The organism is Caulobacter soli, assembly GCF_011045195.1.
Classification (GTDB): Bacteria; Pseudomonadota; Alphaproteobacteria; order Caulobacterales; family Caulobacteraceae; genus Caulobacter; species Caulobacter soli.
Window position 1 is genome coordinate 1,510,660 of the sequence record NZ_CP049199.1, and the last position, 20,832, is coordinate 1,531,491.

Below are 20,832 nucleotides of genomic sequence, written 5' to 3' on the forward strand. Positions count from 1 at the left end.
TTCGGTAGTTCAACTACATAACGCGCTGAGCGTCGGTCTCCGAGAGATTCCTTATGATCACCCGTCGCTTCAAGCTGGTCGGTCTGGCCGTGTTCGGGGCCGCGCTGGCCCTCGGCGCCGCGCCCGCCCTGGCGGCTGACACCCAGGTCGCCGTCGCCGCCAACTTCACCGAGCCGGCCAAGGAGATCGCCGCCGCGTTCAAGGCCAAGACCGGCCACACCGCGACGCTCAGCTTCGGATCCTCGGGTCAGTTCTACACCCAGATGGCCCATGGAGCGCCGTACGAGGTGTTCCTGTCGGCCGACGCCGAGCGGCCCCAGAAAGCCGAGCAGGAAGGCTTGGCCGTCGCCGGTTCGCGCTTCACCTACGCCATCGGCCGTTTGGTGCTCTATTCCAAGACCCCCGGCCTGGTCGACGCCAAGGGCGCGGTGTTGAAGTCCGACAAGTTCGCCAAGCTGTCGATCGCCGATCCGACCGCCGCGCCTTACGGCCTGGCGGCGGTCGAGACGCTGCAGAAGCTGAAGCTCTACGACGCCCTGACGCCGAAGATCGTCAAGGGTTCGTCGATCACCCAGGCCTATCAGTACGTGGCCACCGGCAACGCCGAGCTGGGCTTCGTCGCGCTGTCGCAAGTGATCAACGAACCAAGCGGCTCGCGCTGGCTGGTGCCGGCCAGTAACCACACGCCGATCGAGCAGCAGGCCGTGTTGCTGAAGACGGGCGAGAAGAACGAGGCGGCCCTGGCGTTCCTGAAGTTCCTCAAGTCTCCGCCGGCGATCGCCATCATCAAGCGCTACGGCTACGAGGTGCGGTAGCGCCCGACCAGCGGGTCGGACGCCGCCTGGTCCAGGATCCAGTCGCGGAAGGCGGCGATCTTGCGCACCCGGCGGCGTTCGGCCGGGTAGGCCAGCCAATAGCCGCCGCCATAGTTGGCGGTGATGTCGAACGGGGCGATCAGCCGACCCTGGGCGATCTCCTGAGCAAAGAAGATCGGCGAGCCCAGGGCCACGCCCTGGCCGGCCAGAGCCGTGGCCACCTCCAGCGCCTGGGCGTCGGCCGACAGGCGCGGGGGCGGGTGGTCACCGCGAGCATCGACGCCCGCCGCCTCGAACCACGCCGCCCAGAACTCCGGCGCGCCGATGCGTGGCGCGTGCAGGAGATCAGCCGGCGTCGCCAGGCCGCCCAGCCGGGCCAGCAGATCCGGCGTGCACAGCACGGTCTGGGCCGAGGGGATCAGAAAGTGCGCCTCCATCCCTGGCCAATCGCCGGACCCGGCGCGCAGGGCCAGGTCGAACGGCTCGCGGTGCAGGTCGACGACCCGGCTGGAGGCGTCCAGCCGCACGGCGATGCGAGGGTGGGCGATCTGGAAGCCGCCCAGGCGTGGGGCCAGCCAGTGACCGCCGACGCTCTGGACCGTGGTGATCGACAGCACGCCTTCCTCGGTGTCGACCAGGTCCGACACCGCCGTGCGCAGGACGCTCATCGCCTCGCTGGCGGCGCGCGACAGCCGTTCGCCGGCCGGGGTCAGGGTCACCTCGCGCGGCAGGCGGACGAACAGCGGCTGGTCCAGGCGCTGCTCCAGGGCCTTCACCTGCCAACTGACGGCGGCCTGGCTGACGCCCAGCTCGTCGGCGGCCCGGGTGAAGCTCTTCAGGCGCGCGGCCGCCTCGAAGATCCGGATGGCGCTGAGCGGCAGGGTGGCGAGGATGTCTGGCATAAGTAAGGCTTATGCATACCCAAGGAGGTCCCGTTTGTCATGCGGCGCTTGAAAGCCGATTTTCCCGTCATGAAAAGCCAGGAAGGGCGATCATGATGGACGAGGCGCTCAAGACCCATAAGGAAAGCGCGTTCGGCTGGGTTCTGCTGATCCAGGAATGGGTCGCCGCGCGCAAGGCCGCGGTGGCCCGTCGGGCGCGTGAACAGGCCGCCGAAGCCATCCGCGAGGCGCGGGCCAAGCCGCGCCGCTATCTGGCGCCGCGTTAGACGGTGTTGGGGTGGGCGGCCTAGCAGCTTCGAAACCCTCTCTCTAAGAGAGAGGGCGCTAGCATAAACCCCTCACTCCTCGCGTTTCGCCCCGTCCAGATCGCGCTTCAGCTTGTCGGCTCGCGCGGCGTCCAGGGTCTTGTCTGCCTTGGTGCGGCCGAACTTGGCGCGGTTCTCGACGGCCTTGGTCTTGGCGTCGGTCTTGGCCTTGGCCTTGCGGGCCTGGTTCAGGTTGAGGATCTCGGCCATGGCCTAGCGCTTCTTTTTTGGCGGCGTCGCGGGCCGCAGGATCAGCGTCGACTGCAGGCGCAGGGTCTCGCCCTTCTTCAGGATGAACGGCGCCCGACCGGGGAAGACGCAGTTCTGCATCGACAATTCCTTGCGCAGGATCCAGCGGGTGATCGGCGCGCCGTTGGCCTTGCAGGCCAGGCCCACCGTCCAGGTGGGCGAGCCGCCGCCGGGCGTCCAGGCGAAGCCCATGGCCTTGCCGGCCTCGACCGGTCCGACCGCCGGGGTCACGGTCTTGCCGCCCGAACCGAAATTCAAGCGGTCGGGCTTGATCAGCCGCACCGAAAAGCCGCCATAGCCCTTCTCGTCGTCGCTACCGCCCAGGGCCAGGGTGTCGCTGCGGGCGGTGATCACGGTGTCGAAGTCGATGCGTCGCGCGCCGTCCTTCAGCGGATAGACCCGGACCTTGGTGGTCTCGCGGGCAACATAGTTCACCTCGGGCGTCGAATTGACGATCCAGTCGGCGTTGACCACCAGGGTCCCGCCGCCGGCCGTGTCGCCCTTGAAGCGCTTTTCGCGGACATGGAAGGTCAGGCCCTTCATGAACCAGCCGTCGGCGACGTTCTTGCCGTCGACCAGCACCTGGTGCCAGCTCCAGAAGGCCCCGCGCTGGTGCAGGTGGTCGGCGGGGCGGTCCTCGGTCAGCACCGTTCCGTCGGGCGCCCAGATCGGGTGGACATAGTTCAGCCGGCCAGGCTCGCGCGGATCAGTGGGCGCGGTGCGATAGAACAGCACGCTCTTGCCGCCGTCGGTGATGGTGACCCCGTCGTCGGCGAACACCGCGTCGACCCTGGGCAGAGGTGTAGCGGCCTGGGGCGTGACGGGCGCCGGCGCGGGCGTCGCTTCGGAAGTCGCCGGAACAGCCGCCGCGGGCGTGGCCTCGGTGGCTTGGGCCCACGCCGATCCGGTCCAGGCCGTCGCGCCGGTCAGCACGAGCAGGGCGGCGACGAGCGGTCGGATCATCGGTGTTTCTCCAGGAGGCCGAGCGGCGCCTCGAGTGATAGCCAAGGAAGGCGACATCCGCAAAGTCGCAACCTTGACTAGAACATAAAGCGAACATTCCTGCGCCGCAAGCCTTTGTCGAAACTGCGCCGCGACCTCGTCCGTTTGCCCTGCCGAACGTCCATTCAACAGGAGCAACATCATGATCGACGCCTCGCAAATCCGCGAACATCTGGAAGTGGTCGGTTCGGACGGCGGCCATGTCGGCCGGGTGGACCACGTGGTCGGCGGCGAGATCGAACTGGCCAAGCTGGATCTGGGCGGCGGCCTCAAGCACCACCTGATCCCGATCACCTGGGTCGACCATGTCGACGACGACAGCGTCCACCTGAACCTGACCAAGGACGACGCCAAGGCCCGCTGGCGCGAGAAGCACTAGGCGGCATTCGCGGGGCGTTCGTCGCTCGACGATTGACAGCCCCACGGCGCTGATCGATCCCTCGCCCTCGAACGGGTGAGGGATCTTTCGCATGTACCAGCTCTACTACAGCCCCAGCACGGCCAGCCTGGCGGTCCACTGGCTGCTGATCGAGATCGACGTCCCCTTCGAGCTGGTCCTGACCGACACCGAGACCGGCGCCCAGAAGCGCCCGGAATACCTCAAGCTCAATCCCAGCGGCGTGGTGCCGACCCTGATCGTCGACGGCGCGCCGGTCTGCGAGGTGGCGGCGATCCTGATGCTGCTGGCCGAACGTCACCCCGACAAGGGCTTGGCTCCCATGGTCGGCGCGCCCGAGCGGGCCGCGTGGCTGCAGTGGATGGTCTATCTGGCCAACACGGTGATGCCGGCCTTCCGCGCCTGGTTCTATCCGCACGAACCAGCCGGCGAGGCGGGGACCGAGGCCGCGACAGCCGTGGCGCGGGCGCGGATCGAGGGGATCTGGGATCGTGTCGACGCTCACCTGGCGGCTCAGGCTGGCCCCTATATGCTGGGCGAGCGGCTCTCGACCGTCGACTTCATGGCCGCCATGCTGATGCGCTGGTCGCGCAACATGCCCAAGCCCGCGACCGCCTGGCCGAACATCGCCCGCTATCTGGCGCGCATGCGGGCCATGCCGTCGCTGCGCGAGGTGCACGCCCGCGAGGGGCTGACGGATTGGATCGACGGCTAGGCCGTCTCTCGCGTCAAAGGCTTGCGCCACGGCGCGATCACCGCCGCCAGGACGAGCAGGGTCAGATTCACGCCCAGGGCCACGCCGCCCAACGCCGGCGCGCCGAATTTCAGGGCGTGGATCGCGACGGTCGCCGCCAGCGTCGCGCTGGTGGCTATCCGCAGGTTGACGATCCAGAAGCGGGCGTCCCTCGTCGCCACGGCGGCGGCGACCAGCACCGCCAGCGGCGCCCAGAACACCCAGACCGGCGGAGTCTTGAACGCCAGCCACAGGGCGGCCGACAGGGCCAGGGTTGTGGTCGAGCCCCAGACGACGGCCGCCCAGGCCTTCTCTAGGCGGACGGCGGGACGCCCGCGATCGCGGCGGCGGGTCAGCCAGATGGTCACGCCGCTGCTGGTCACCACGCACAGGGCGACGCCCAGTAGGCCGTAGGCGATCTTGACCGGCAGGCCGCCGAACGAGCCGAAATGCAGGGGATACGACGAGGCGAAGACCTGCTTGCCCAGGCCATCGTCCGACAGGCCCAGCTTGCCGGTCATCCGGCCCTGGGCGTCGAAGGTGAAGCGTTCGGCATAGATCAGCCGCTTGGGCATCAGGGCGTTGACCTCGACTAGCTGGCCTTTGGTGCCCAGGCCGGTCAGGGAGATCAGGGTCGGCTCGAATTGCGGCTTGCCGTCGAACCAGGCCAGGGCCTTGACCAGGTCGGGGAAGGGGGCGGGCGTCGGATCGGCCTTGGGGACCACGCCGTAGATCGGGGCGGTGACCTTGGCGATGTCGCCCTTGGTGGTCACGCCGGCCACCGCGAACAACAGCACGCTGGCCAGGCCGATATAGGCCCCGGTCCAGGCCACCACGAGGTGGAACGGCGCGCCCCAGACGCTGAGACGGTTGTGCAGGTCGGCCTGCGACAGCCGCTTGGCGCCGGCCCAGCGGAAGGCGAAGGCGTCGCGGAAGATCTTCGGGTGAGCCAGAAAACCCGAGACGATCAGGCCGGTCAGGGCCGCGCCGACCAGGCCCACGACGATCAGACCGATGGTCTCGGGCAGGTGCAGATAGATGTGCAGGTGCTCCAGGAAGCCGGCCCAGGGGGCGCTGGCCTCGCCGGCGATCCGGCCTTGGGCGTCGGCGACGAACACCTGCTCGCCGACCATGGCGTAGAGGCGCGGCATGTCGGGGGTGGGCAGGCCCATATAGACGAAGCCGGCCTTGGGATGGGCCTTGGTGATCGCCTCGGCGAAAGCCTGGACGGCCTGGGGGCTGGCGGTGGTCATCGTCGGCGCGGCCGGCTCCTCCCACATCTTCAGCTCATTGAGGAACACCGCGACCGTGCCCGACAGGCAGACGATGTAGATCAGGGCGGCGGCGACCAGGCCCAGGCCAGAATGGCCCGACAGCACCGTGCGCACGAAGGCCGGCGAGACCTTGGGCCAGATCGAGGGGCGGTTGGCGGGCTCGATCCTGGTTTCGGGAGGCGTGGCGGCGTCCATGGCGATCTTTCTAGTGGGGTCGCAGGACGACGGCGAGGGCGCTGACGGCGGTCAGGGCGACCAGACCGGCGGTGGTGCGCAGCAGCCTGCGGTCGGCGCAGGTCCAGATCATGGCGCCGGCCAGAACCAGCGGCGCGCCGAAGGCGGCGGTCACCAGCTTGTCGGCCGGCGAACCCGGGGTCCAGACGGCCAGGGCGACGCCGACGGCGACAGAGGCGGCGGTCGAGGCGGGCAGGGCCAGCAGCACGGCGGCCAGGGTGCGCGGCCAGGTCGAGGCGGGGCCGGGAGCGGGATCGGCGCCGCCTGCCGTGGCCCGGATCGGCTTGGCTTTCTTGCCATGCGGCAGGGTCCACCGACCGCTGAGCACGATGAAGACGGTGGCGGCGACGGCCACCAGCAGGGTCGAGATCGCCACGCCGCGATCACCGCCAGCCCAGGGCGCCAGCAGGACGGCGGCGGTAACCAGCAGGGCCCAGCCGCCGAGGATCAGTCCGCCACGCGGCTTGGGATTACGCTTCCAGGCCAGCCACAGCAGCCAGACGCCGATGGCGACCGCGAGGACCGCCACGACCGCCAGCAGAATCGGGGTGGTCGAGGTCATGCGGTCGGACCGGAAAGGGGCGCGGCGGGCTTCACGTTCGACCTCGGCGGGCAAGCGATGGCGGAGGGGCTGATTAGGACGCGTGTGACATAGTTGCAAGTCATTCGCATAATCGTGTCTGTCACGGTCACGTCATGATCGCTTGCCGTTGCTCCGCGCGCGTCACCCGGTATAGCTCCCGCGAACTATTCTCAACTAGTGCCCGTTCGCCGGCCGCGCCCTTCAAGGCCCGGCGCGGCGGCTGCTTCCTCCTGCCCAAGGATCGCCTATCGTGACCAAGACCTCCCTGACCCGCCTGCGCCTCCTCGCCCTGGCTTCCGCGGGCGCCGGCGCCCTGATGGCCGCCGCGCCGGCCTTCGCCGAGGACAGCAGCGCCGTCGAACAGCTGGTCGTCACCGCGCCCAAGTACGTGCCGACCGGCGAGACCACGGCCAGCAAGAGCCAGACGCCGCTGGTCGAGGTGCCGCAGTCGGTGACGGTGATCTCGCGCGACCAGATCGACCTGCTGGACTGGAGCACCTTGGGCCAGGTGGTGCGCTACACCGCCGGCGTCACCGGCGAGAATTACGGCCCCGACCAACGCGTCGACTGGCTGACCGTGCGCGGCTTCAATCCCGTGCAATATATCGACGGCCTGCAGGCGGCGGTCGGTTCGATCTCCAACGTCGGCCTGGACCTGTACGGCGCGGAGTCGGTCGAGATCCTGAAAGGCCCGTCGTCGGTGCTGTACGGCGCGACCCCGCCCGGCGGCATCGTCAACGTCACCAGCCGCCGTCCGAGCGACGACTTCGGTGGCGAGGTCGAGATCCAGGGCGGCAATCTCGACCACAAGCAGGTCAATTTCGACATCACCGGCCCGCTGGGCGACAAGGCCTCGGCCCGCTTCACCGGCCTGTATCGCGACAAGGGCAGCCAGATCGACGGCGTCGACGCCGAGCGCACCTACATCGCCCCGGCCGTGACCTTCCAACCGACCGACGCCACGCGCATCACCCTGCTGTCCTACTTCCAGTCGGACGACGTGAAGGGCGACAGCCGTGGCTTCCTGCCGCCGTCGGGCACCTATACGGCCAACCCGCTGGGCCACACCTCGTCGCACACCAACCTGGGCGAGAAGACCTACAACCGCTTCCAGCGCGATCACGGCGCCATCGGCTATGACGCCGAGCACGACCTGGGCGGCGGCTTCACGCTGCAGCAGAACCTGAAGGTCACGCACCTGGAGAGCGACGACCGCGGCCTGTTCGCCAGCTCGGTGGCGGCCGACAATCACACCGTCAGCCGCTACAGCTTCTCGTTCGCCGAAGATGTCGACGTGTTCGCCGTCGACACCCGCCTGAAGTACAAGGGCGACACCGGCGTCCTGCATCACGACCTGGTCGCGGGCCTGGACTTCCGCCGCTACGACTATGTCGGCAGCAGCGCCTTCGTGTTCGGCGTGCCCGACACCGACCTGTTCCACCCCGTGCAGGGCCTGCACATCAACGCCCCGCCGCTCAGCGTCTTCTCCAACCAGGTGCAGAAGCAGACCGGCCTCTACGTCCAGGACCAGATCAAGCTGGACAAGTGGATCGCCACCCTGGCCGTACGCCACGACTGGGTCGAGACCGACGACCGCACCGCCGCCAACGCCGACGCGGACGACAAGGAGTTCTCGTATCGCGCCGGCCTGAGCTACGTGTTTGACAACGGCGTCGTGCCCTATGTCGGCTACGCGAAGTCGTTCCAGCCGGTGGCGGGTTCGACCTTCAGCGGCGCGTTGTTCGCCCCGACCACCGGTGAGCAGTACGAGGCGGGCGTGAAGTACGACGCGCGCGGCCTGCCGCCCGGCGTCAAGCTGTTCGCGACCCTGGCCGCCTACCAGCTGACCCAGCAGAACGTCTCGACCCCGGACTCCGCGCACGTCGGCTTCTCGATCCAGACCGGCGAAGTCGAGGTCAAGGGCGTCGAGGCCGAGCTCGTGGGCCGTATCAACGACCGCGTCAGCTTCAACGCCTCCTACACCTACACCGACTCCGAGGTGACCAAGAGCAACGGTCCCGACCTGGGCGGCCGCTTGCCGGCCACGCCCAAGCACAAGCTGTCGGGTCTGGTCGACTATACCTTCCAGGACGGTCCGCTGGCCGGCTTCGGCGCCAGCTTCGGCGGGCGCTACACCAGCGAGACGGTGGGCAACCTGCTGGGGGCGTTCGAACCGGTGCTCTACGAGATGAAGGCCGTCACCCTGTGGGACGCCAGCGCCCACTACGACCTCAACGACTGGCGCCTGGCGGTCACCGCCTCGAACCTGTTCGACAAGGAATATGTCGCGCGCTGCTCGGCCGCGGCCAACTGCTTCTACGGCACCCGTCGCGTGGTGACCGCCAGCATTACCCGCCGGTTCTGATCCAGGACCGATCGGGTAGGGGCGAGAGGGCGGTCCGGCGACGGGCCGCCCTTTTCGTTGGTCACTCGCGTGGGGGCAGGGCGCCGGCGAAGTCGATCACGCACATGTAGCCATAGGCGCGGTGCGCACCACAGGCCACGCCGGCCAGCTGGTAGCCCGTGGCGAAGATGTTGCGGCGGTGGCCTCGGCCGGGCACGCCGCTGTCGATGATCAGCTGGCGGACGACGTCGCGCGGATCGTCATAGCCGTACGAGATGTTCTCGGCCGACAGGCCCGCCCAGACGCCCTGGCCGCGCAGTCTCTGGCCCAGCGCGCCGGCCGCGCCATGACCGACGCTGCCTTGGGCGCCTTGGACCTGGGTGTGCTGACGGGCGGCGGCGGCCACGCGGCGGTCCGGTTCCAGCGGCGGCAAGGCGGCCTGACGCTCGAGAAAGTCGATGGCGTCCTCGACGGCGGCGGGATCGTCGCTTCGGTCCAGTTCGCGGCGCAGCTCGCGGGCGTATTCGGCGGGACGAGCGCGGGCGAAGTTCAGTTCGTCCAGGACGGCGTCGTCGAGACGGACGGGGAGCCGGGCGGACGCGGCCTGGGCGGCGGGCGCGAGGAACAGCAGGCCGGCGATCGCCGGAGCCAAGGCCATAAGGCCGGAAAGGCGCATGCGCGCGCTCCCGTGAATCAGACGCCCCGGGTCTGACCTAGCACGCTCCGGACGAGCGCGCAGTCGCGCGGAATGTCGCGGCCGGAGCCGCGCCGGCTAGCGACCGCCGCCGGTGATTTCCTTGATCAGCGCCTGGACCGGGGCCTTGCCGCCGGCGTTCCACACGGCTTTCAGGTGGGCCAGGGTCTGCTCGGCGGGACCTTCGAACTTCCACTCGCAGTCGACGATCTTGCAGTTCTTGAACACCGGAGCCTCGCCACCGGCGAAGGTCAGGCGGCAGTCGCGGAACTCGCAGTCGGAGAAATGCTCGCCGTCCAGAGACACGGTTTCGTGGTTGAAGCTCGTCGAGCTGGGCATGCGCCGTCTTTCACTGATCGTCGGTAGGGGGCTTGGAAGCGGCTTCCGCGGCCTTGGCGGCGGCTTTGTCGGCGGCCTTCTGAGCGGCCTTCTGGGCCTTCAGGCGCTCGCGTTCTTGGCGTTCGAAGTTGTAGTTCGGGGTGCGCGCCATGACGATCTCCTGGCCGCGGGACGCGGCGAAAAGCAGCCCTAGCGCGGTTCGCGGCCGACTTACAGCCGTCATAATCGCCAAAAGGGCGAGAATGACGGCCGCAGCCGAGAAGAATGGCTACTTCACGCTGGCGCAGAAGCGCTGGATGCGCTGGCAGGCGTCTTCCAGCACGTCGTTGGCGGTGGCGTAGCTGATGCGGAAGAATGGCGACAGGCCGAACGCCGCGCCGTGCACCACGGCCACGCCCTCGGCTTCCAGCAGTTCGCCCGCGAAGTCCTCGTCGGTCGCGATGACCTTGCCCGACGGCGCGGTTTTGCCGATCAGGCCGGCGCACGACGGATAGACGTAGAACGCGCCTTCCGGGGTGGGGCAGTGCAGGCCGGTCGCCTGGTTCAGCATCGACACGACCAGGTCGCGGCGCTCCTGGAACAGCCTGGCGTTCGGCTTGATGAAGTCCTGCGGACCGTTCAGGGCCTCCAGCGCCGCCCACTGCGAGATCGAGCAGGGGTTGGACGTGGTCTGGCTGATCATCTTGCCCATGGCCTTGATCAGCGGCTCGGGACCGGCCGCGTAGCCGATCCGCCAGCCGGTCATCGAATAGCCCTTCGACACGCCGTTCATCGTCAGGGTGCGGTCGTAGAGCTTGGGCTCGACCTGGGCGATGGTGGTGAACTCGAAGTCGTCGAACACCAGGTGCTCGTACATGTCGTCGGTCAGCACCCAGACCTGCGGATGGCGCAGCAGCACGTCGGCGATGGCCTGCAGCTCGGCGCGGGTATAGGCGCCGCCCGAGGGGTTGGACGGGCTGTTGATGATCAGCCACTTGGACTTGGGCGTGATCGCCGCTTCCAGGGCGGCCGGGGTGATCTTGAAGCCGCTCTCGGCGGTGGTCTCGACCGACACGGGCGTGCCGCCGGCCAACAGGGTCATGTCGGGATACGACACCCAGTACGGGGCGGGGATGATCACTTCGTCGCCCGGGTTCAGGGTGGCGACCAAGGCGTTGTAGATCACCGGCTTGCCGCCCGGGGCGACGTGCACTTGGCTCGGCTTGTAGTCCAGGCCGTTCTCGCGCTTGAACTTGGCGCAGATCGCCGCCTTCAGCTCGGGCATGCCGTCGGGGTCGGTGTACTTGGTCTTGCCCGCCTTGATGGCGGCGATGGCGGCGTCCTTGATATTGTCGGGCGTGTCGAAGTCCGGTTCGCCGGCGGAAAGGGCGATCACGTCCCGGCCGGCCGCTTTCAGGGCGCGCGCCTTGGCGCTGATCGCGATGGTGGCGGACGGGGCGATGCGCCGCAGGGCGGCGGACTCGAGCGACATGGTTCAGGACTCCCCTGGGAGGACGTGGACTCGAAAGTCCGGTTTCAGGATTGCGGGGGTCTTTACGCCCGTGCTTGCTGGGGTGCAACGCAACAAGGACCGAATATGCAGGGGCGTTGCGGGGCTCGGCCGCCGGAGCGACGAACGGGTCGGCGTCTCGTCGCGCCGAAAGTCCGGGTCAGGCGGTGAGAGCGGTCTTCATCGCGGTTTCGCCGGGACCGCCGACGCCGGCTTCGACGTGAGCCCACAGTCGCTCCAGGTCGCGCGCGGCGGGGCTGTCCGGTTCGAGTTCGGAAACGCAACGCCCCTGGGCCATGGCCTTCTGGAAGGTTTCGCGCGAGCGCAGGCCGTGCGGGGCCAGCGGCAGGCCGCAGAACCTGAGGGCTTCCATGATCTCGGGAAAGGCCACCGGCGCGACTTCGGGCCGGTTGGTGTGGGCCTGGTTCAGTACGACCATGCCGCCCTTGCCCAGGCGGCGCACCGCCTCGGCCGTGCGCACGATCGGGGCCAGGTCCAGGAACGAAGGCCGCCCCGCCACCAGGCAGAAGTCGGCGATGTTCACCGCCTGGGCGACATCGGCCTCCGGAATGGCGGGGGTGTCGACGAACAGGTAATCGAAGCCTTCCCGCATCGCGTTGGACTTGGTCAGGAACAGCTTGCCGGCGGTGATCTCGGCCAGCGCGGGTCCGGGTTCGCTACGGGCTCGCAAGGCGTCCGACGCGGACCTCTGCGGGTCGATGTCGGCCAGCAGAACCTTATGGCCCGCCAGGAACGCCATCAGCGCCAGGTTCACGGCCAAGGTCGTCTTGCCCGATCCGCCCTTCCGGGAAAGTACAGTAATTGTCTTCACGACTTGCACTCTTTGCCCAGACCGAACGACCGGTTCTCGCGGCCGCAAGGTTCCCCAAGGTGCGTAACTGTTATGGCCAAGGTATGAACAGAACTTCAACCTGGGGATTATTTGACGCCGCCGCCAATTTCGCCGGAAGCCGTTGAGGCGACAGCGAAAGGTCGCCCGACGGGCCGTTCAGACGGCGCGAGCGTCTCGTCCGTGTGCGTCCAGGGCGAGCAGGGCGGCGACATGGCTCCACAGGCGGTCGATTTCCTGAGCGGCGGGGGCGGCGGGATCCCATTCGACCACCGACAGGCCTCGGGCGATCGACTGCTGGTAGATGGTCCGCGAACGCAGCCCGACCGGGGCGATCGGAAGGCCGCAGAAGCGCAGCGCCTCGATGGCTTTCTGCACGCTCAAAGGTTCTTCGCCGCCGCGCTTGGACGGGGCCTGGTTCAGCACGATCAGTCCCGCCTTGCCCAGCCGGCGCACCATTTCGGCCGAGCGCGCCACCGAGGCGATGTCGAGAAAGGTCGGGCGGCAGACCAACACGCACAGGTCGGCCGAGTTGACCGCCACGGCCACGTCGGCGTCCGGCGCGGCCGGCGTGTCGATCAGCATCACGTCATAGGCGTCATGGATGGCCTGGGAGCGGGTCTGGAACAGCTTGCCGGCGTTGATCTCGGCTATGCTGGGGCCCGGCTGGGTGCGCGCCCGCAGGGCGTCGGACGCCGAGCGTTGCGGATCGATGTCGGCCAGCAAGGTCTTCCATCCCGCCAGATGGGCGCTCAGGGTCAGGTTGACCGCGAGCGTCGTCTTGCCGGCCCCGCCCTTGCGGGAGATCACAGCCAGGGTCTTCACGTCCAACGCTCCCCAACGCAGCTCCCAAAAAGCGCCTTTTCAGCAAGGCCGGGAGCCTGTGGATAACTTAGCCGCCCCTTACGACAGCTTCGCAACGGAAATGTCGTGTTGAGGGAAACTTAACCATGGCCCAGGACCGCGTGGCGGGAAGCGTGACAACAAAATGAGCGGCCGGTCGGCGTTTTGCGCCTCTACCGTGCTTGACCGGGCCTGAGGCATGGGCGAGGCAGGCGGATGCTTCGCCGCCTGATCGACTTCTTCACCAACATGGACGCCCGGGCCTGGCGCACGGTGGCGGTGTCGTTCGTGCTGTTCGGCGGCGTGGGCGTGGTCTTTCTGTTCGGCGCCCAACTGCTGGGCCTGAACGGCGAGGTCACGGTCGAGCAGTGGCTGGGCGCGGCCCACGGCCCCTGGGCCTTGCCGGTCGCGGTCGGCGCCTTCGCGGCCCTGGCCTTCATCGGCGTGCCGCAGTTCGTGCTGATCGCCGCCGCCGTGGTGGCCTTCGGCCCCTGGACCGGCTTCGCCTACAGCTGGATCGGCACCCTGGTCTCGTCCCTGGTTGGGTTCTGGCTCGGCCGGGCGTTCGGCGGCCGGTTGCTGAAGGACCTGGCCGGCGACGGCGTGGCCAAGTTCATGAGGCTGATCGGCAAGAACGGCTTCCTGGCCAGCCTGATCGTCCGCCTGGTGCCCTCCGCGCCGTTCATCGTCGTCAACATGGCCGCCGGCGTCACGCCGATGAAGGTGTTCGACTTCGCCGCCGGCACCGCCATCGGCATCATTCCGAAGATCGCCCTGACCGCCTTCGCCGGCAATTCGATCGTCCAGGCCCTGAAGGGCGGCGGCAAGCAGCACATCGTCATGCTGGTGGTCGCGGCCGTTATCTGGCTGGTCGCCGGCTGGATCGCCCGCGACTGGCTGAAGGCCAAAGAGAGCCAGGCCGAGTCTGATCAGGCCGGGCCTGGGGGCGACCCGGCCTGATCGGCGTCACCGCTTGGTGACGGGCGGCTTGACGATCGTGCGGCGGCGCAGGGCGTCCTTGAAGCCTGCCCCCAGGCGCAGGCCCTCCTCCAGTCGCGTTTCGTACTGTTCCGTCAACCGGCCCAGGCTTCTGCTCCAGGCCGCGTCCAGGGCGTCGACGGTCTTGGCGGCCAGGCCAGGGACGCGTCCGTCGCCAGCCGCCCCGGCCATCAGCAGGGCGGCCCCCAGGCCGGCCTGCAGCAGGACTTCGGGCCGCGGCGCCAGGCCGAGCGCGCCCAAGGCCGCGAACCGCTCGAATTCGGGCCTTTGGTCGATTGGCGCGCGGTTCCAGGGATCGTAGGTCTCCTGTATCCACTCCCACCACGGGATCTTCGGCTTGTAGAGAAACTCGCGGATGGTCAGCAGGCCGCAGGCTCCACGGGCCAGCGCCAGGTACTGATCGGCTAGGCCGCCCCAGTAGTAGCACCGCTCGAAGTCGAACCCGACGCCGCCCTTTTCCAGCGTATCGCCGATCTTGCCGGGATCGACGCCGCCGCCGAAGTGCGGCAGCTCTTCCTTCAGGCGGGGCAAGGCGGCGATGTCGAGCAGCGCGTTCCACCAGAGCACATTGTGGCGCTTGGCTGGGATCAGCCAGTAGATGATGTTGCGGTAGTAGGCCTTGATGGCCTCGTAGTGCGGCGACGCCTTGCGGCCGCCGTTGCCGTCCGGGATGTAGAAGCCAAACAGGCGCTGGTCGTTCTGGGGAAAGCCGCCAAGGCCCTTCAGCGCCATGTCGCCGGTCAGGTTGATGTTGAAGAAGTGGTGCCAGGTGGAATCCACCACGACGCGGCCGCGCTTGACCCGATGGCCGTCCCAGGCGGCGATCACCCCGAAGGTGCGGGCGTTGACGACGTCGGTGTCGGTGAAATTGTCCAAGGTGGCGATGGCCGGCGTGGTGTGGCCGCCGATCACGTCGCCGGTGGCGATGACCTCCGGCGCGAGGTTGGGATCGCCATCGGTCGGAAACTCGGCCACCGTCGCGCCGGCCAGCGTGTAGGTCAGGGTCTCGTAGTTGTCGGGAACCTCGCAGTGGCCCTCGTGCATGTGGTCAGGCAGGTATTTGATGACCCCGGCCGGCGAGCAGAGCAGCGGATGGGGATATCTGGACTTGGCCAGGTAGCCGCCGGAGAGCTTGAGCCCGCCGCTGTACCAGGCCGGATCGATTTCCTGGGCGATTTCGTCGGACTGATCCTCGAACTGCACCACGTGGTCGGGGCCCGGGCGGACGGTGTCGTAGCGGTCGACGCCCTGACCCTCCGGCGCGGGAGGGTGACCCTTCGGATTGTAGGGGCTCCACCAGCGCCGCATGCTGCGTACGCGCGGAATGATCCGTCCGACCTCGGAGCCGAGGTCCTCGTGGTCGCCGGTGGCGAAGAAGCCGCCGCCCTTTTCCATGTACTGGGCGATGGCTTCGGTCTGGGGCGCGAACGCGGGATCGATGTCCTCCGTGCCCCGCTCGATGGCGAACAGCAGCACCATGTCGTAGTCGGCCAGCACCCGGGCGACGCCGTTGACCGTGAAGCCCTGGTCGAAGCGAAAGCCGACCACATCGGCGCCTGTGGTGACCTTCATGGCGGCCTCGCCGCCTGGGCTCGGGGCGTCACGGTGGGCCTTGGTGATCTCGATCTTGAAGCCCAGCCAGGTTGTGTTCAGCAGCACATCGACGAATTCGCCGAGGTGGAATTCCCGCTCCTGCTGGTGGCTGGTCCAATGCAGGAAACCGCCGTCGTAGCGGTCGGTGACGATCAGGATTCGGACGAGGGGCTTCATTCGGGGACCTCGGTGTTGGGGGGAACGCCACTGGTCGGATTCGAACACGCTTAACGCAAGTTGTGTGAGTTACACAACTATAGATAACATTTTCGAGGAAATGTTCCGGCGCGGGTCGCGTGCCTGGGCGGCGGCGTGTCCAGCGCCGGGAACATGCCCCGGCGCGGTCAAGTTGAAGGGCGAGGCCAACGCCATGACGCGGCTCGCGGGGTGGTTTGACGCCTTGTCGAACGATTTTCCGATCGTGATGCGCCCATGTACGGCGCGTTATTGGAATTTAATTGCCGCGCCTGCGGCCAATTGATCGATTAACGCAAAATGCTTGCCGCTTTTTGGGCTGCTGTGTAGAAAGCAATGCATGAACGTCGCGCGCCAACTGCTTTCGCTTCGGCTTACCAACCCCTGGGCGCTCTAGGGGCCGCGCATCGTCGTGGCCGGGCGCGCAGGGGATGACTAGACCCGCCGCCCCTAAGGTCAGAACTGGCCCCACGCAGACACCATACGACGAGTAGCTCCATGACCTCCGTATCGCCCGCCGCTTTCGACAAGCGCGACAACGTCGTCATTTTCGACACCACCATGCGCGACGGCGAGCAGTCGCCCGGCGCCTCGATGTCGCACGACGAAAAGCTGGAACTGGCCAAGATCCTCGAGGAGATGGGGGTCGACGTCATCGAGGCCGGCTTCCCGATCGCCTCGAACGGCGACTTCGAGGCCGTTCGCGAAATCTCCAAGATCGTCAAGAACAGCACTATCGCCGGCCTGTGCCGCGCCCACATGGTGGACATCGACCGTTGCGCCGAGGCCCTGAAGCCCGCCGCCCGTGGCCGCATCCACGTGGTCATCGCCACCAGCGACCTGCACATGAAGCACAAGCTGCAGATGGAGCCGGACGCCGTCATCGACGTGATCGCCCGCTCGGTGACCCACGCCCGCAACCTGCGCGACGACGTCGAGTGGTCGGCCGAGGACGCCACCCGCAGCGACCGCCAGTTCCTGCGGCGCGCCATCGAGACCGCCATCAAGGCCGGCGCGACGACGATCAACCTGCCCGACACGGTGGGCTACACCTATCCGTCCGAGTACGCCGACCTGTTCAGCTGGATGACCCAGAACGTCGAGGGCGCCGACAAGGTGATCTTCTCGACCCACTGCCACAACGACCTGGGCCTGGCCGTGGCCAACAGCCTGGCCGGCGTGCAGGGCGGGGCGCGCCAGATCGAGTGCGCGATCAACGGCCTGGGCGAGCGGGCCGGCAACGCGGCGCTGGAAGAGATCGTGATGGCCCTGAAGGTGCGCGGCGACAAGCTGCCCTTCCAGACCGGCATCGACACCACCCACATCACCCGCGCCAGCCGCTACGTCTCGGCCATCACCGGTTTCCCGGTGCAGTACAACAAGGCCATCGTCGGCAAGAACGCCTTCGCGCATGAAAGCGGCATCCACCAGGACGGGATGCTGAAGAACCGCGAGACCTACGAGATCATGACCCCGGAATCGGTTGGCCAGGCGCCGTCCAGCCTGGTCATGGGCAAGCACTCGGGCAGCCACGCCTTCCGCGCCAAGTTGAAGGACCTGGGCTACGAGCTGGGCCAGAACGCCCTGAAGGAGGCCTTCGGCCGCTTCAAGGACCTGGCCGACCGCAAGAAGCACGTCTACGACGACGACATCATCGCCCTGGTCGACGACGCCCTGGCGCGCGGTTCGGAACGTATCCGCGTCCAGCGCCTGCGCGTCGTGGCCGGCACCGACGGCCAGTCGGCCGAGCTGACCCTGGAAGTCGACGGCGAAGTGAAGACCTCGGAAGCCTCGGGCGACGGTCCGGTGGACGCCGTGTTCAACGCCATCCTGGCGATCGTGCCGCACAACGCCGCCCTGCGCCTGTTCCAGGTGCACGCGGTGACTGAAGGCACCGACGCCCAGGCCCAGGTCTCGGTCCGCCTCGAAGAGGACGGCCGCATCGCCACGGGCCAGGCCGCCGACACCGACACCCTGACCGCCTCGGCCAAGGCCTATGTGAACGCCCTGAACAACCTCATGGCGCGCAAGGAAAAGAGCCGGCCGGAAGCGGCGATCGCCAGCGGCTTCTAAGCCGCTTCGCGCTTGCTGAACGGCCGCGTGGCCAGCAGTTCGGCCGACAGGCAGGCCTGGGGATCGACCTCCAGGCCCAGCGCCCGCAGATCCTCGCACAGCGCCCGGCGCAGTTCCTGATCCAGGAACGCGCCGGCGTCGATGACTAGCGCCCCGCCGGGACGCAGCATGGTCATCGTCGAGGCCGCGGCGGCGCGCGCGTCGGCCACGGTCGAGCAGCCCACGATCAGCAGCACGTCGCTCTGCTCGTCGGCCGCCCGGCACGTGGCGCGCCGCGCCGCCTCCACCCGGTCATAGCCGCGTCGCCACAGCACGCTCATCGCCTCGCCCGCCTCGGGTCCGGTCACCGCCACGAAACACAGCGGCGTGGCCTGGGCCAGGGCGAGCATACGCCCCAGGGTCTGGTTGATCCCGTCGGTCGGAACGCCGAGCAGGAACCGCGCGGCCTGCCCAATGGGAGTCCACTTGGACGGATGGGACGACATGGTCGAAACCTCTTGCTCGTCGCGCCCGTCACCGGACGGGCCGACGACCAGGGTGTGCGCCCAGGCGGCCTAAGACCTCCATTCGGAAACACGCCGTCCGCATAAGGGCGGCATAAGGAACCCCGATGATCTGGATTCCCATCACCATCGCCGCCTCGTTCGCCCAGGTGGCCCGCAACGCCGCCCAGCGCTCGATTATGGGCGGAACCGGCCCCTGGGGTGCGACCCTGGTGCGGTTCCTGTTCGGCCTGCCGTTCACGGCGGTGTTCGTCGCGATCGCCTTCGCCCTGACACGCGGCGAGCATCCGCACGCGGGCCTGGCGTTCTGGGCTCCGGTCCTGATCGGCGGGGCGACGCAGATCGCCGCCACCGCCGCCTTGCTGGTCGCCATGAAGCGCGCGGGGTTCGCCGTGGCCACCGCCGTGCAGCAGAGTTCGATCCCCCTGGCGGCGCTGTTGGGCTGGCTGGTCTATGGCGAGCGCCTGAGCGTCATGGGCTGGACCGGAGTGGCCCTGACCAGCGTCGCCCTGCTGGTCGTCACCTGGCCGCGCACTGGGGCCTCGGGCGGTCAACCGATCAGCGGCGGGTTGTTCGGCCTGCTGTCCGGCCTGGCCTTCGGAGTGTCGCTGAACGCCTTCCGGCAGGCAGGGCGCGCCTTGGAACCGAACCATCCGATCTTCGCGGCGGTGGTCAGTCTGCTGGTCGTGCAGGCGGTGCAGACCCTGGCCCTGACCCTGTTCCTGGCGATCACCGATCGCGCGGTCTTGGCGGCGGTTGCCAAGGCCTGGCGGCCGTCGCTGGGAGCTGGGTTCTGGGGCGCGGCGGCCTCGGCCGGCTGGTTCATCGCCCTGGCGTTGGCGCCCGCGGGGCAGGTGAGGGCGGTCGGGGTGGTCGAGGCGCCCATCGCCGCCCTGGCCGGACGCCGTCTGTTCGCGGAACGTCTGACCGTGGTGCAGATGATCTTCGGCCTGGTCGCGGCGGCCGGGGTGGCCATGGCCGCGCTCGGCTAGAAAACGCCATGTTTCTGGGATGAAACCCCCGGCGCCGCCGTTCTACGAAATCAGGTGATCCACGGGTCGCAATAGACCTTGAAATCAACGCTTTCGCAGGGCAAACGGGCTTCGTCGGCAGCTTTGTGGCAGTCAGGCGACGGCGCGGCAGGGGCCAGCGCTCCCGTCGTGCGGCAGGCGCTCGTCAATGGGACAAGAACCCGCATTTTGCGGGAATCATGTTGTCCTCGTTAGGAATTGAAGTAGGAGCCATCTTTTCCCTTCGCCTTCGCCGCTTCGGCGGCGCAAATGGCTCCGTTTCGCATACCCGTCACCGACTTCATTTTTAACGACTCAGCCGCCTCCGCCCCTTATCCCCTCAGTCAGGGCTTTCAATGTTTTCTTCCCTCTTCGGCGTCATCTCCAACGACATCGCCATCGACCTGGGCACCGCCAACACGCTCATCTACATGAAGGGCAAGGGCATCGTCTTGAACGAGCCGTCTGTCGTGGCGCTACGTAACGTGGGCGGCCGCAAGATCGTCCACGCGGTGGGGATCGAGGCCAAGCAGATGCTGGGTCGTACGCCGGGCCACATGGAAGCCATCCGTCCGATGCGCGACGGGGTCATCGCCGACTTCGAAGTCGCCGAGGAGATGATCAAGTACTTCATCCGCAAGGTTCACAACCGCAAGGGCTTCGTGAATCCCAAGGTCATCGTCTGCGTGCCGTCGGGCGCCACCGCCGTCGAGCGCCGCGCCATCAACGACAGCTGCCTGAACGCCTCGGCCCGTCGCGTCGGCCTGATCGACGAGCCGATGGCCGCCGCGATCGGCGCCGGCCTGCCCATCCACGAACCGACCGGCTCGATGGTCGTCGACATCGGCGGCGGCACCACCGAGGTGGCCGTGCTGTCGCTGTCGGGCATCGTCTATTCGCGTTCGGTTCGCGTCGGCGGCGACAAGATGGACGAGGCGATCATCAGCTACATGCGTCGCCACCATAACCTGCTGATCGGCGAGACGACCGCCGAGCGCATCAAGAAGGAAATCGGCACCGCCCGCGCGCCGGCCGACGGCGAGGGGCTGTCGATCGACGTCAAGGGCCGCGACCTGATGCAGGGCGTGCCGCGCGAAGTCCGCATCTCGGAAAAGCAAGCCGCCGACGCCCTGGCCGAACCGGTCGGGCAGATCGTCGAAGCCGTGAAGGTGGCTCTGGAAGCCACGCCTCCGGAACTGGCCAGCGACATCGCCGACAAGGGCATCATGCTGACCGGCGGCGGCGCGCTGCTGCGCGGCCTGGACGCCGAGATCCGCGACCACACCGGCCTGCCGGTCACCGTGGCCGACGATCCGCTGTCGTGCGTGGCCCTGGGCTGCGGCAAGGTGCTCGAGCATCCCAAGTGGATGAAGGGCGTGCTTGAATCGACTCTCGCCTAGGCGCCA

The 20,832-nt window shown here is 68.0% G+C and carries 22 protein-coding genes; 9 read left to right on the forward strand and 13 right to left on the reverse strand.

Annotated elements, in window-relative coordinates; all coding sequences use genetic code 11:
* Nucleotides 1–53 precede the first annotated feature (53 nt).
* Nucleotides 54–815, forward strand: coding sequence for a molybdate ABC transporter substrate-binding protein (modA, locus tag G3M62_RS07390; RefSeq protein ID WP_165185898.1), 762 nt, complete (start codon nucleotides 54–56; stop codon nucleotides 813–815).
* On the opposite strand, the gene G3M62_RS07395 is transcribed toward modA, so the two are convergent.
* Nucleotides 800–1,717, reverse strand: coding sequence for a LysR substrate-binding domain-containing protein (locus G3M62_RS07395; protein ID WP_165185900.1), 918 nt, complete (start codon nucleotides 1,715–1,717; stop codon nucleotides 800–802). The two genes, modA and G3M62_RS07395, sit on opposite strands and share 16 nt — an antisense overlap.
* 92 nt (nucleotides 1,718–1,809) lie before the next feature.
* Between G3M62_RS07395 and G3M62_RS07400 the strand changes: the two genes are divergently transcribed.
* Complete coding sequence (locus G3M62_RS07400) at nucleotides 1,810–1,983, forward strand: hypothetical protein (protein ID WP_165185902.1); 174 nt, start codon at nucleotides 1,810–1,812, stop codon at nucleotides 1,981–1,983.
* 72 nt (nucleotides 1,984–2,055) lie between these two features.
* On the opposite strand, the gene G3M62_RS07405 is transcribed toward G3M62_RS07400, so the two are convergent.
* Complete coding sequence (locus G3M62_RS07405; RefSeq protein WP_165185903.1) at nucleotides 2,056–2,232, reverse strand: DUF4169 family protein; 177 nt, start codon at nucleotides 2,230–2,232, stop codon at nucleotides 2,056–2,058.
* 3 nt (nucleotides 2,233–2,235) lie between these two features.
* Nucleotides 2,236–3,234: a DUF6807 family protein gene (locus tag G3M62_RS07410; protein ID WP_165185905.1), complete on the reverse strand. Its 999-nt coding sequence runs from the start codon at nucleotides 3,232–3,234 to the stop codon at nucleotides 2,236–2,238.
* Nucleotides 3,235–3,415: 181 nt separating this feature from the next.
* Here G3M62_RS07410 and G3M62_RS07415 point away from each other — a divergent pair, with 181 nt between their 5' ends.
* On the forward strand, nucleotides 3,416–3,652 hold the full coding sequence (locus tag G3M62_RS07415) for a DUF2171 domain-containing protein (protein WP_165185906.1): 237 nt from the start codon (nucleotides 3,416–3,418) through the stop codon (nucleotides 3,650–3,652).
* A gap of 91 nt (nucleotides 3,653–3,743) precedes the next feature.
* Nucleotides 3,744–4,385: a glutathione S-transferase family protein gene (locus G3M62_RS07420; RefSeq protein WP_165185908.1), complete on the forward strand. Its 642-nt coding sequence runs from the start codon at nucleotides 3,744–3,746 to the stop codon at nucleotides 4,383–4,385.
* On the opposite strand, the gene G3M62_RS07425 is transcribed toward G3M62_RS07420, so the two are convergent.
* Together G3M62_RS07425 and G3M62_RS07430 are read right to left on the reverse strand one after the other, a co-directional pair.
* On the reverse strand, nucleotides 4,382–5,872 hold the full coding sequence (locus G3M62_RS07425; RefSeq protein WP_165185909.1) for a PepSY-associated TM helix domain-containing protein: 1,491 nt from the start codon (nucleotides 5,870–5,872) through the stop codon (nucleotides 4,382–4,384). The genes G3M62_RS07420 and G3M62_RS07425 overlap by 4 nt on opposite strands.
* Before the next feature lie 10 nt (nucleotides 5,873–5,882).
* Nucleotides 5,883–6,473 (reverse strand): hypothetical protein, encoded by a 591-nt coding sequence (locus G3M62_RS07430; RefSeq protein ID WP_165185911.1) that lies wholly within the window; start codon nucleotides 6,471–6,473, stop codon nucleotides 5,883–5,885.
* Between the two features lie 271 nt (nucleotides 6,474–6,744).
* Here G3M62_RS07430 and G3M62_RS07435 point away from each other — a divergent pair, with 271 nt between their 5' ends.
* Entirely contained in the window at nucleotides 6,745–8,859 is a 2,115-nt protein-coding gene (locus tag G3M62_RS07435) for a TonB-dependent siderophore receptor (RefSeq protein WP_165185913.1), read from the forward strand.
* 61 nt (nucleotides 8,860–8,920) lie between these two features.
* On the opposite strand, the gene G3M62_RS07440 is transcribed toward G3M62_RS07435, so the two are convergent.
* From G3M62_RS07440 to G3M62_RS07465, 6 genes are all read right to left on the reverse strand, one after another.
* The gene (locus G3M62_RS07440; protein WP_165185914.1) at nucleotides 8,921–9,514 is read right to left on the reverse strand and encodes a CAP domain-containing protein; all 594 of its coding nucleotides are present in this window, start codon (nucleotides 9,512–9,514) and stop codon (nucleotides 8,921–8,923) included.
* Between the two features lie 96 nt (nucleotides 9,515–9,610).
* Nucleotides 9,611–9,871: a hypothetical protein gene (locus tag G3M62_RS07445; protein ID WP_165185916.1), complete on the reverse strand. Its 261-nt coding sequence runs from the start codon at nucleotides 9,869–9,871 to the stop codon at nucleotides 9,611–9,613.
* Nucleotides 9,872–9,881: 10 nt separating this feature from the next.
* Nucleotides 9,882–10,022: a hypothetical protein gene (locus G3M62_RS07450; protein ID WP_165185917.1), complete on the reverse strand. Its 141-nt coding sequence runs from the start codon at nucleotides 10,020–10,022 to the stop codon at nucleotides 9,882–9,884.
* A gap of 117 nt (nucleotides 10,023–10,139) precedes the next feature.
* On the reverse strand, nucleotides 10,140–11,342 hold the full coding sequence (locus G3M62_RS07455) for a pyridoxal phosphate-dependent aminotransferase (protein ID WP_165185919.1): 1,203 nt from the start codon (nucleotides 11,340–11,342) through the stop codon (nucleotides 10,140–10,142).
* A gap of 178 nt (nucleotides 11,343–11,520) precedes the next feature.
* On the reverse strand, nucleotides 11,521–12,192 hold the full coding sequence (locus G3M62_RS07460; protein ID WP_165185921.1) for an AAA family ATPase: 672 nt from the start codon (nucleotides 12,190–12,192) through the stop codon (nucleotides 11,521–11,523).
* A gap of 177 nt (nucleotides 12,193–12,369) precedes the next feature.
* Nucleotides 12,370–13,035 (reverse strand): AAA family ATPase, encoded by a 666-nt coding sequence (locus G3M62_RS07465; protein WP_165185923.1) that lies wholly within the window; start codon nucleotides 13,033–13,035, stop codon nucleotides 12,370–12,372.
* A 234-nt stretch (nucleotides 13,036–13,269) separates the two neighbouring features.
* Between G3M62_RS07465 and G3M62_RS07470 the strand changes: the two genes are divergently transcribed.
* Nucleotides 13,270–14,013 (forward strand): TVP38/TMEM64 family protein, encoded by a 744-nt coding sequence (locus G3M62_RS07470; protein ID WP_165185924.1) that lies wholly within the window; start codon nucleotides 13,270–13,272, stop codon nucleotides 14,011–14,013.
* Nucleotides 14,014–14,019: 6 nt separating this feature from the next.
* On the opposite strand, the gene G3M62_RS07475 is transcribed toward G3M62_RS07470, so the two are convergent.
* On the reverse strand, nucleotides 14,020–15,822 hold the full coding sequence (locus tag G3M62_RS07475; protein WP_165185926.1) for a hypothetical protein: 1,803 nt from the start codon (nucleotides 15,820–15,822) through the stop codon (nucleotides 14,020–14,022).
* A gap of 516 nt (nucleotides 15,823–16,338) precedes the next feature.
* Between G3M62_RS07475 and G3M62_RS07480 the strand changes: the two genes are divergently transcribed.
* Complete coding sequence (locus G3M62_RS07480; RefSeq protein WP_165185927.1) at nucleotides 16,339–17,913, forward strand: 2-isopropylmalate synthase; 1,575 nt, start codon at nucleotides 16,339–16,341, stop codon at nucleotides 17,911–17,913.
* Here the strand turns inward: G3M62_RS07480 and G3M62_RS07485 are convergent.
* On the reverse strand, nucleotides 17,910–18,398 hold the full coding sequence (locus tag G3M62_RS07485; protein WP_165185928.1) for a hypothetical protein: 489 nt from the start codon (nucleotides 18,396–18,398) through the stop codon (nucleotides 17,910–17,912). The two genes, G3M62_RS07480 and G3M62_RS07485, sit on opposite strands and share 4 nt — an antisense overlap.
* Nucleotides 18,399–18,523: 125 nt before the next feature.
* Here G3M62_RS07485 and G3M62_RS07490 point away from each other — a divergent pair, with 125 nt between their 5' ends.
* Both G3M62_RS07490 and G3M62_RS07495 read left to right on the forward strand, forming a co-directional pair.
* Nucleotides 18,524–19,408, forward strand: a complete 885-nt coding sequence (locus G3M62_RS07490; protein WP_165185930.1) for an EamA family transporter — start codon at nucleotides 18,524–18,526, stop codon at nucleotides 19,406–19,408.
* A gap of 374 nt (nucleotides 19,409–19,782) precedes the next feature.
* Nucleotides 19,783–20,826 carry a rod shape-determining protein gene (locus tag G3M62_RS07495; protein WP_004623009.1) on the forward strand — a complete coding sequence of 348 codons (1,044 nt, stop codon included), beginning with the start codon at nucleotides 19,783–19,785 and terminating at the stop codon, nucleotides 20,824–20,826.
* The last annotated feature ends 6 nt before the right edge of the window (nucleotides 20,827–20,832 follow it).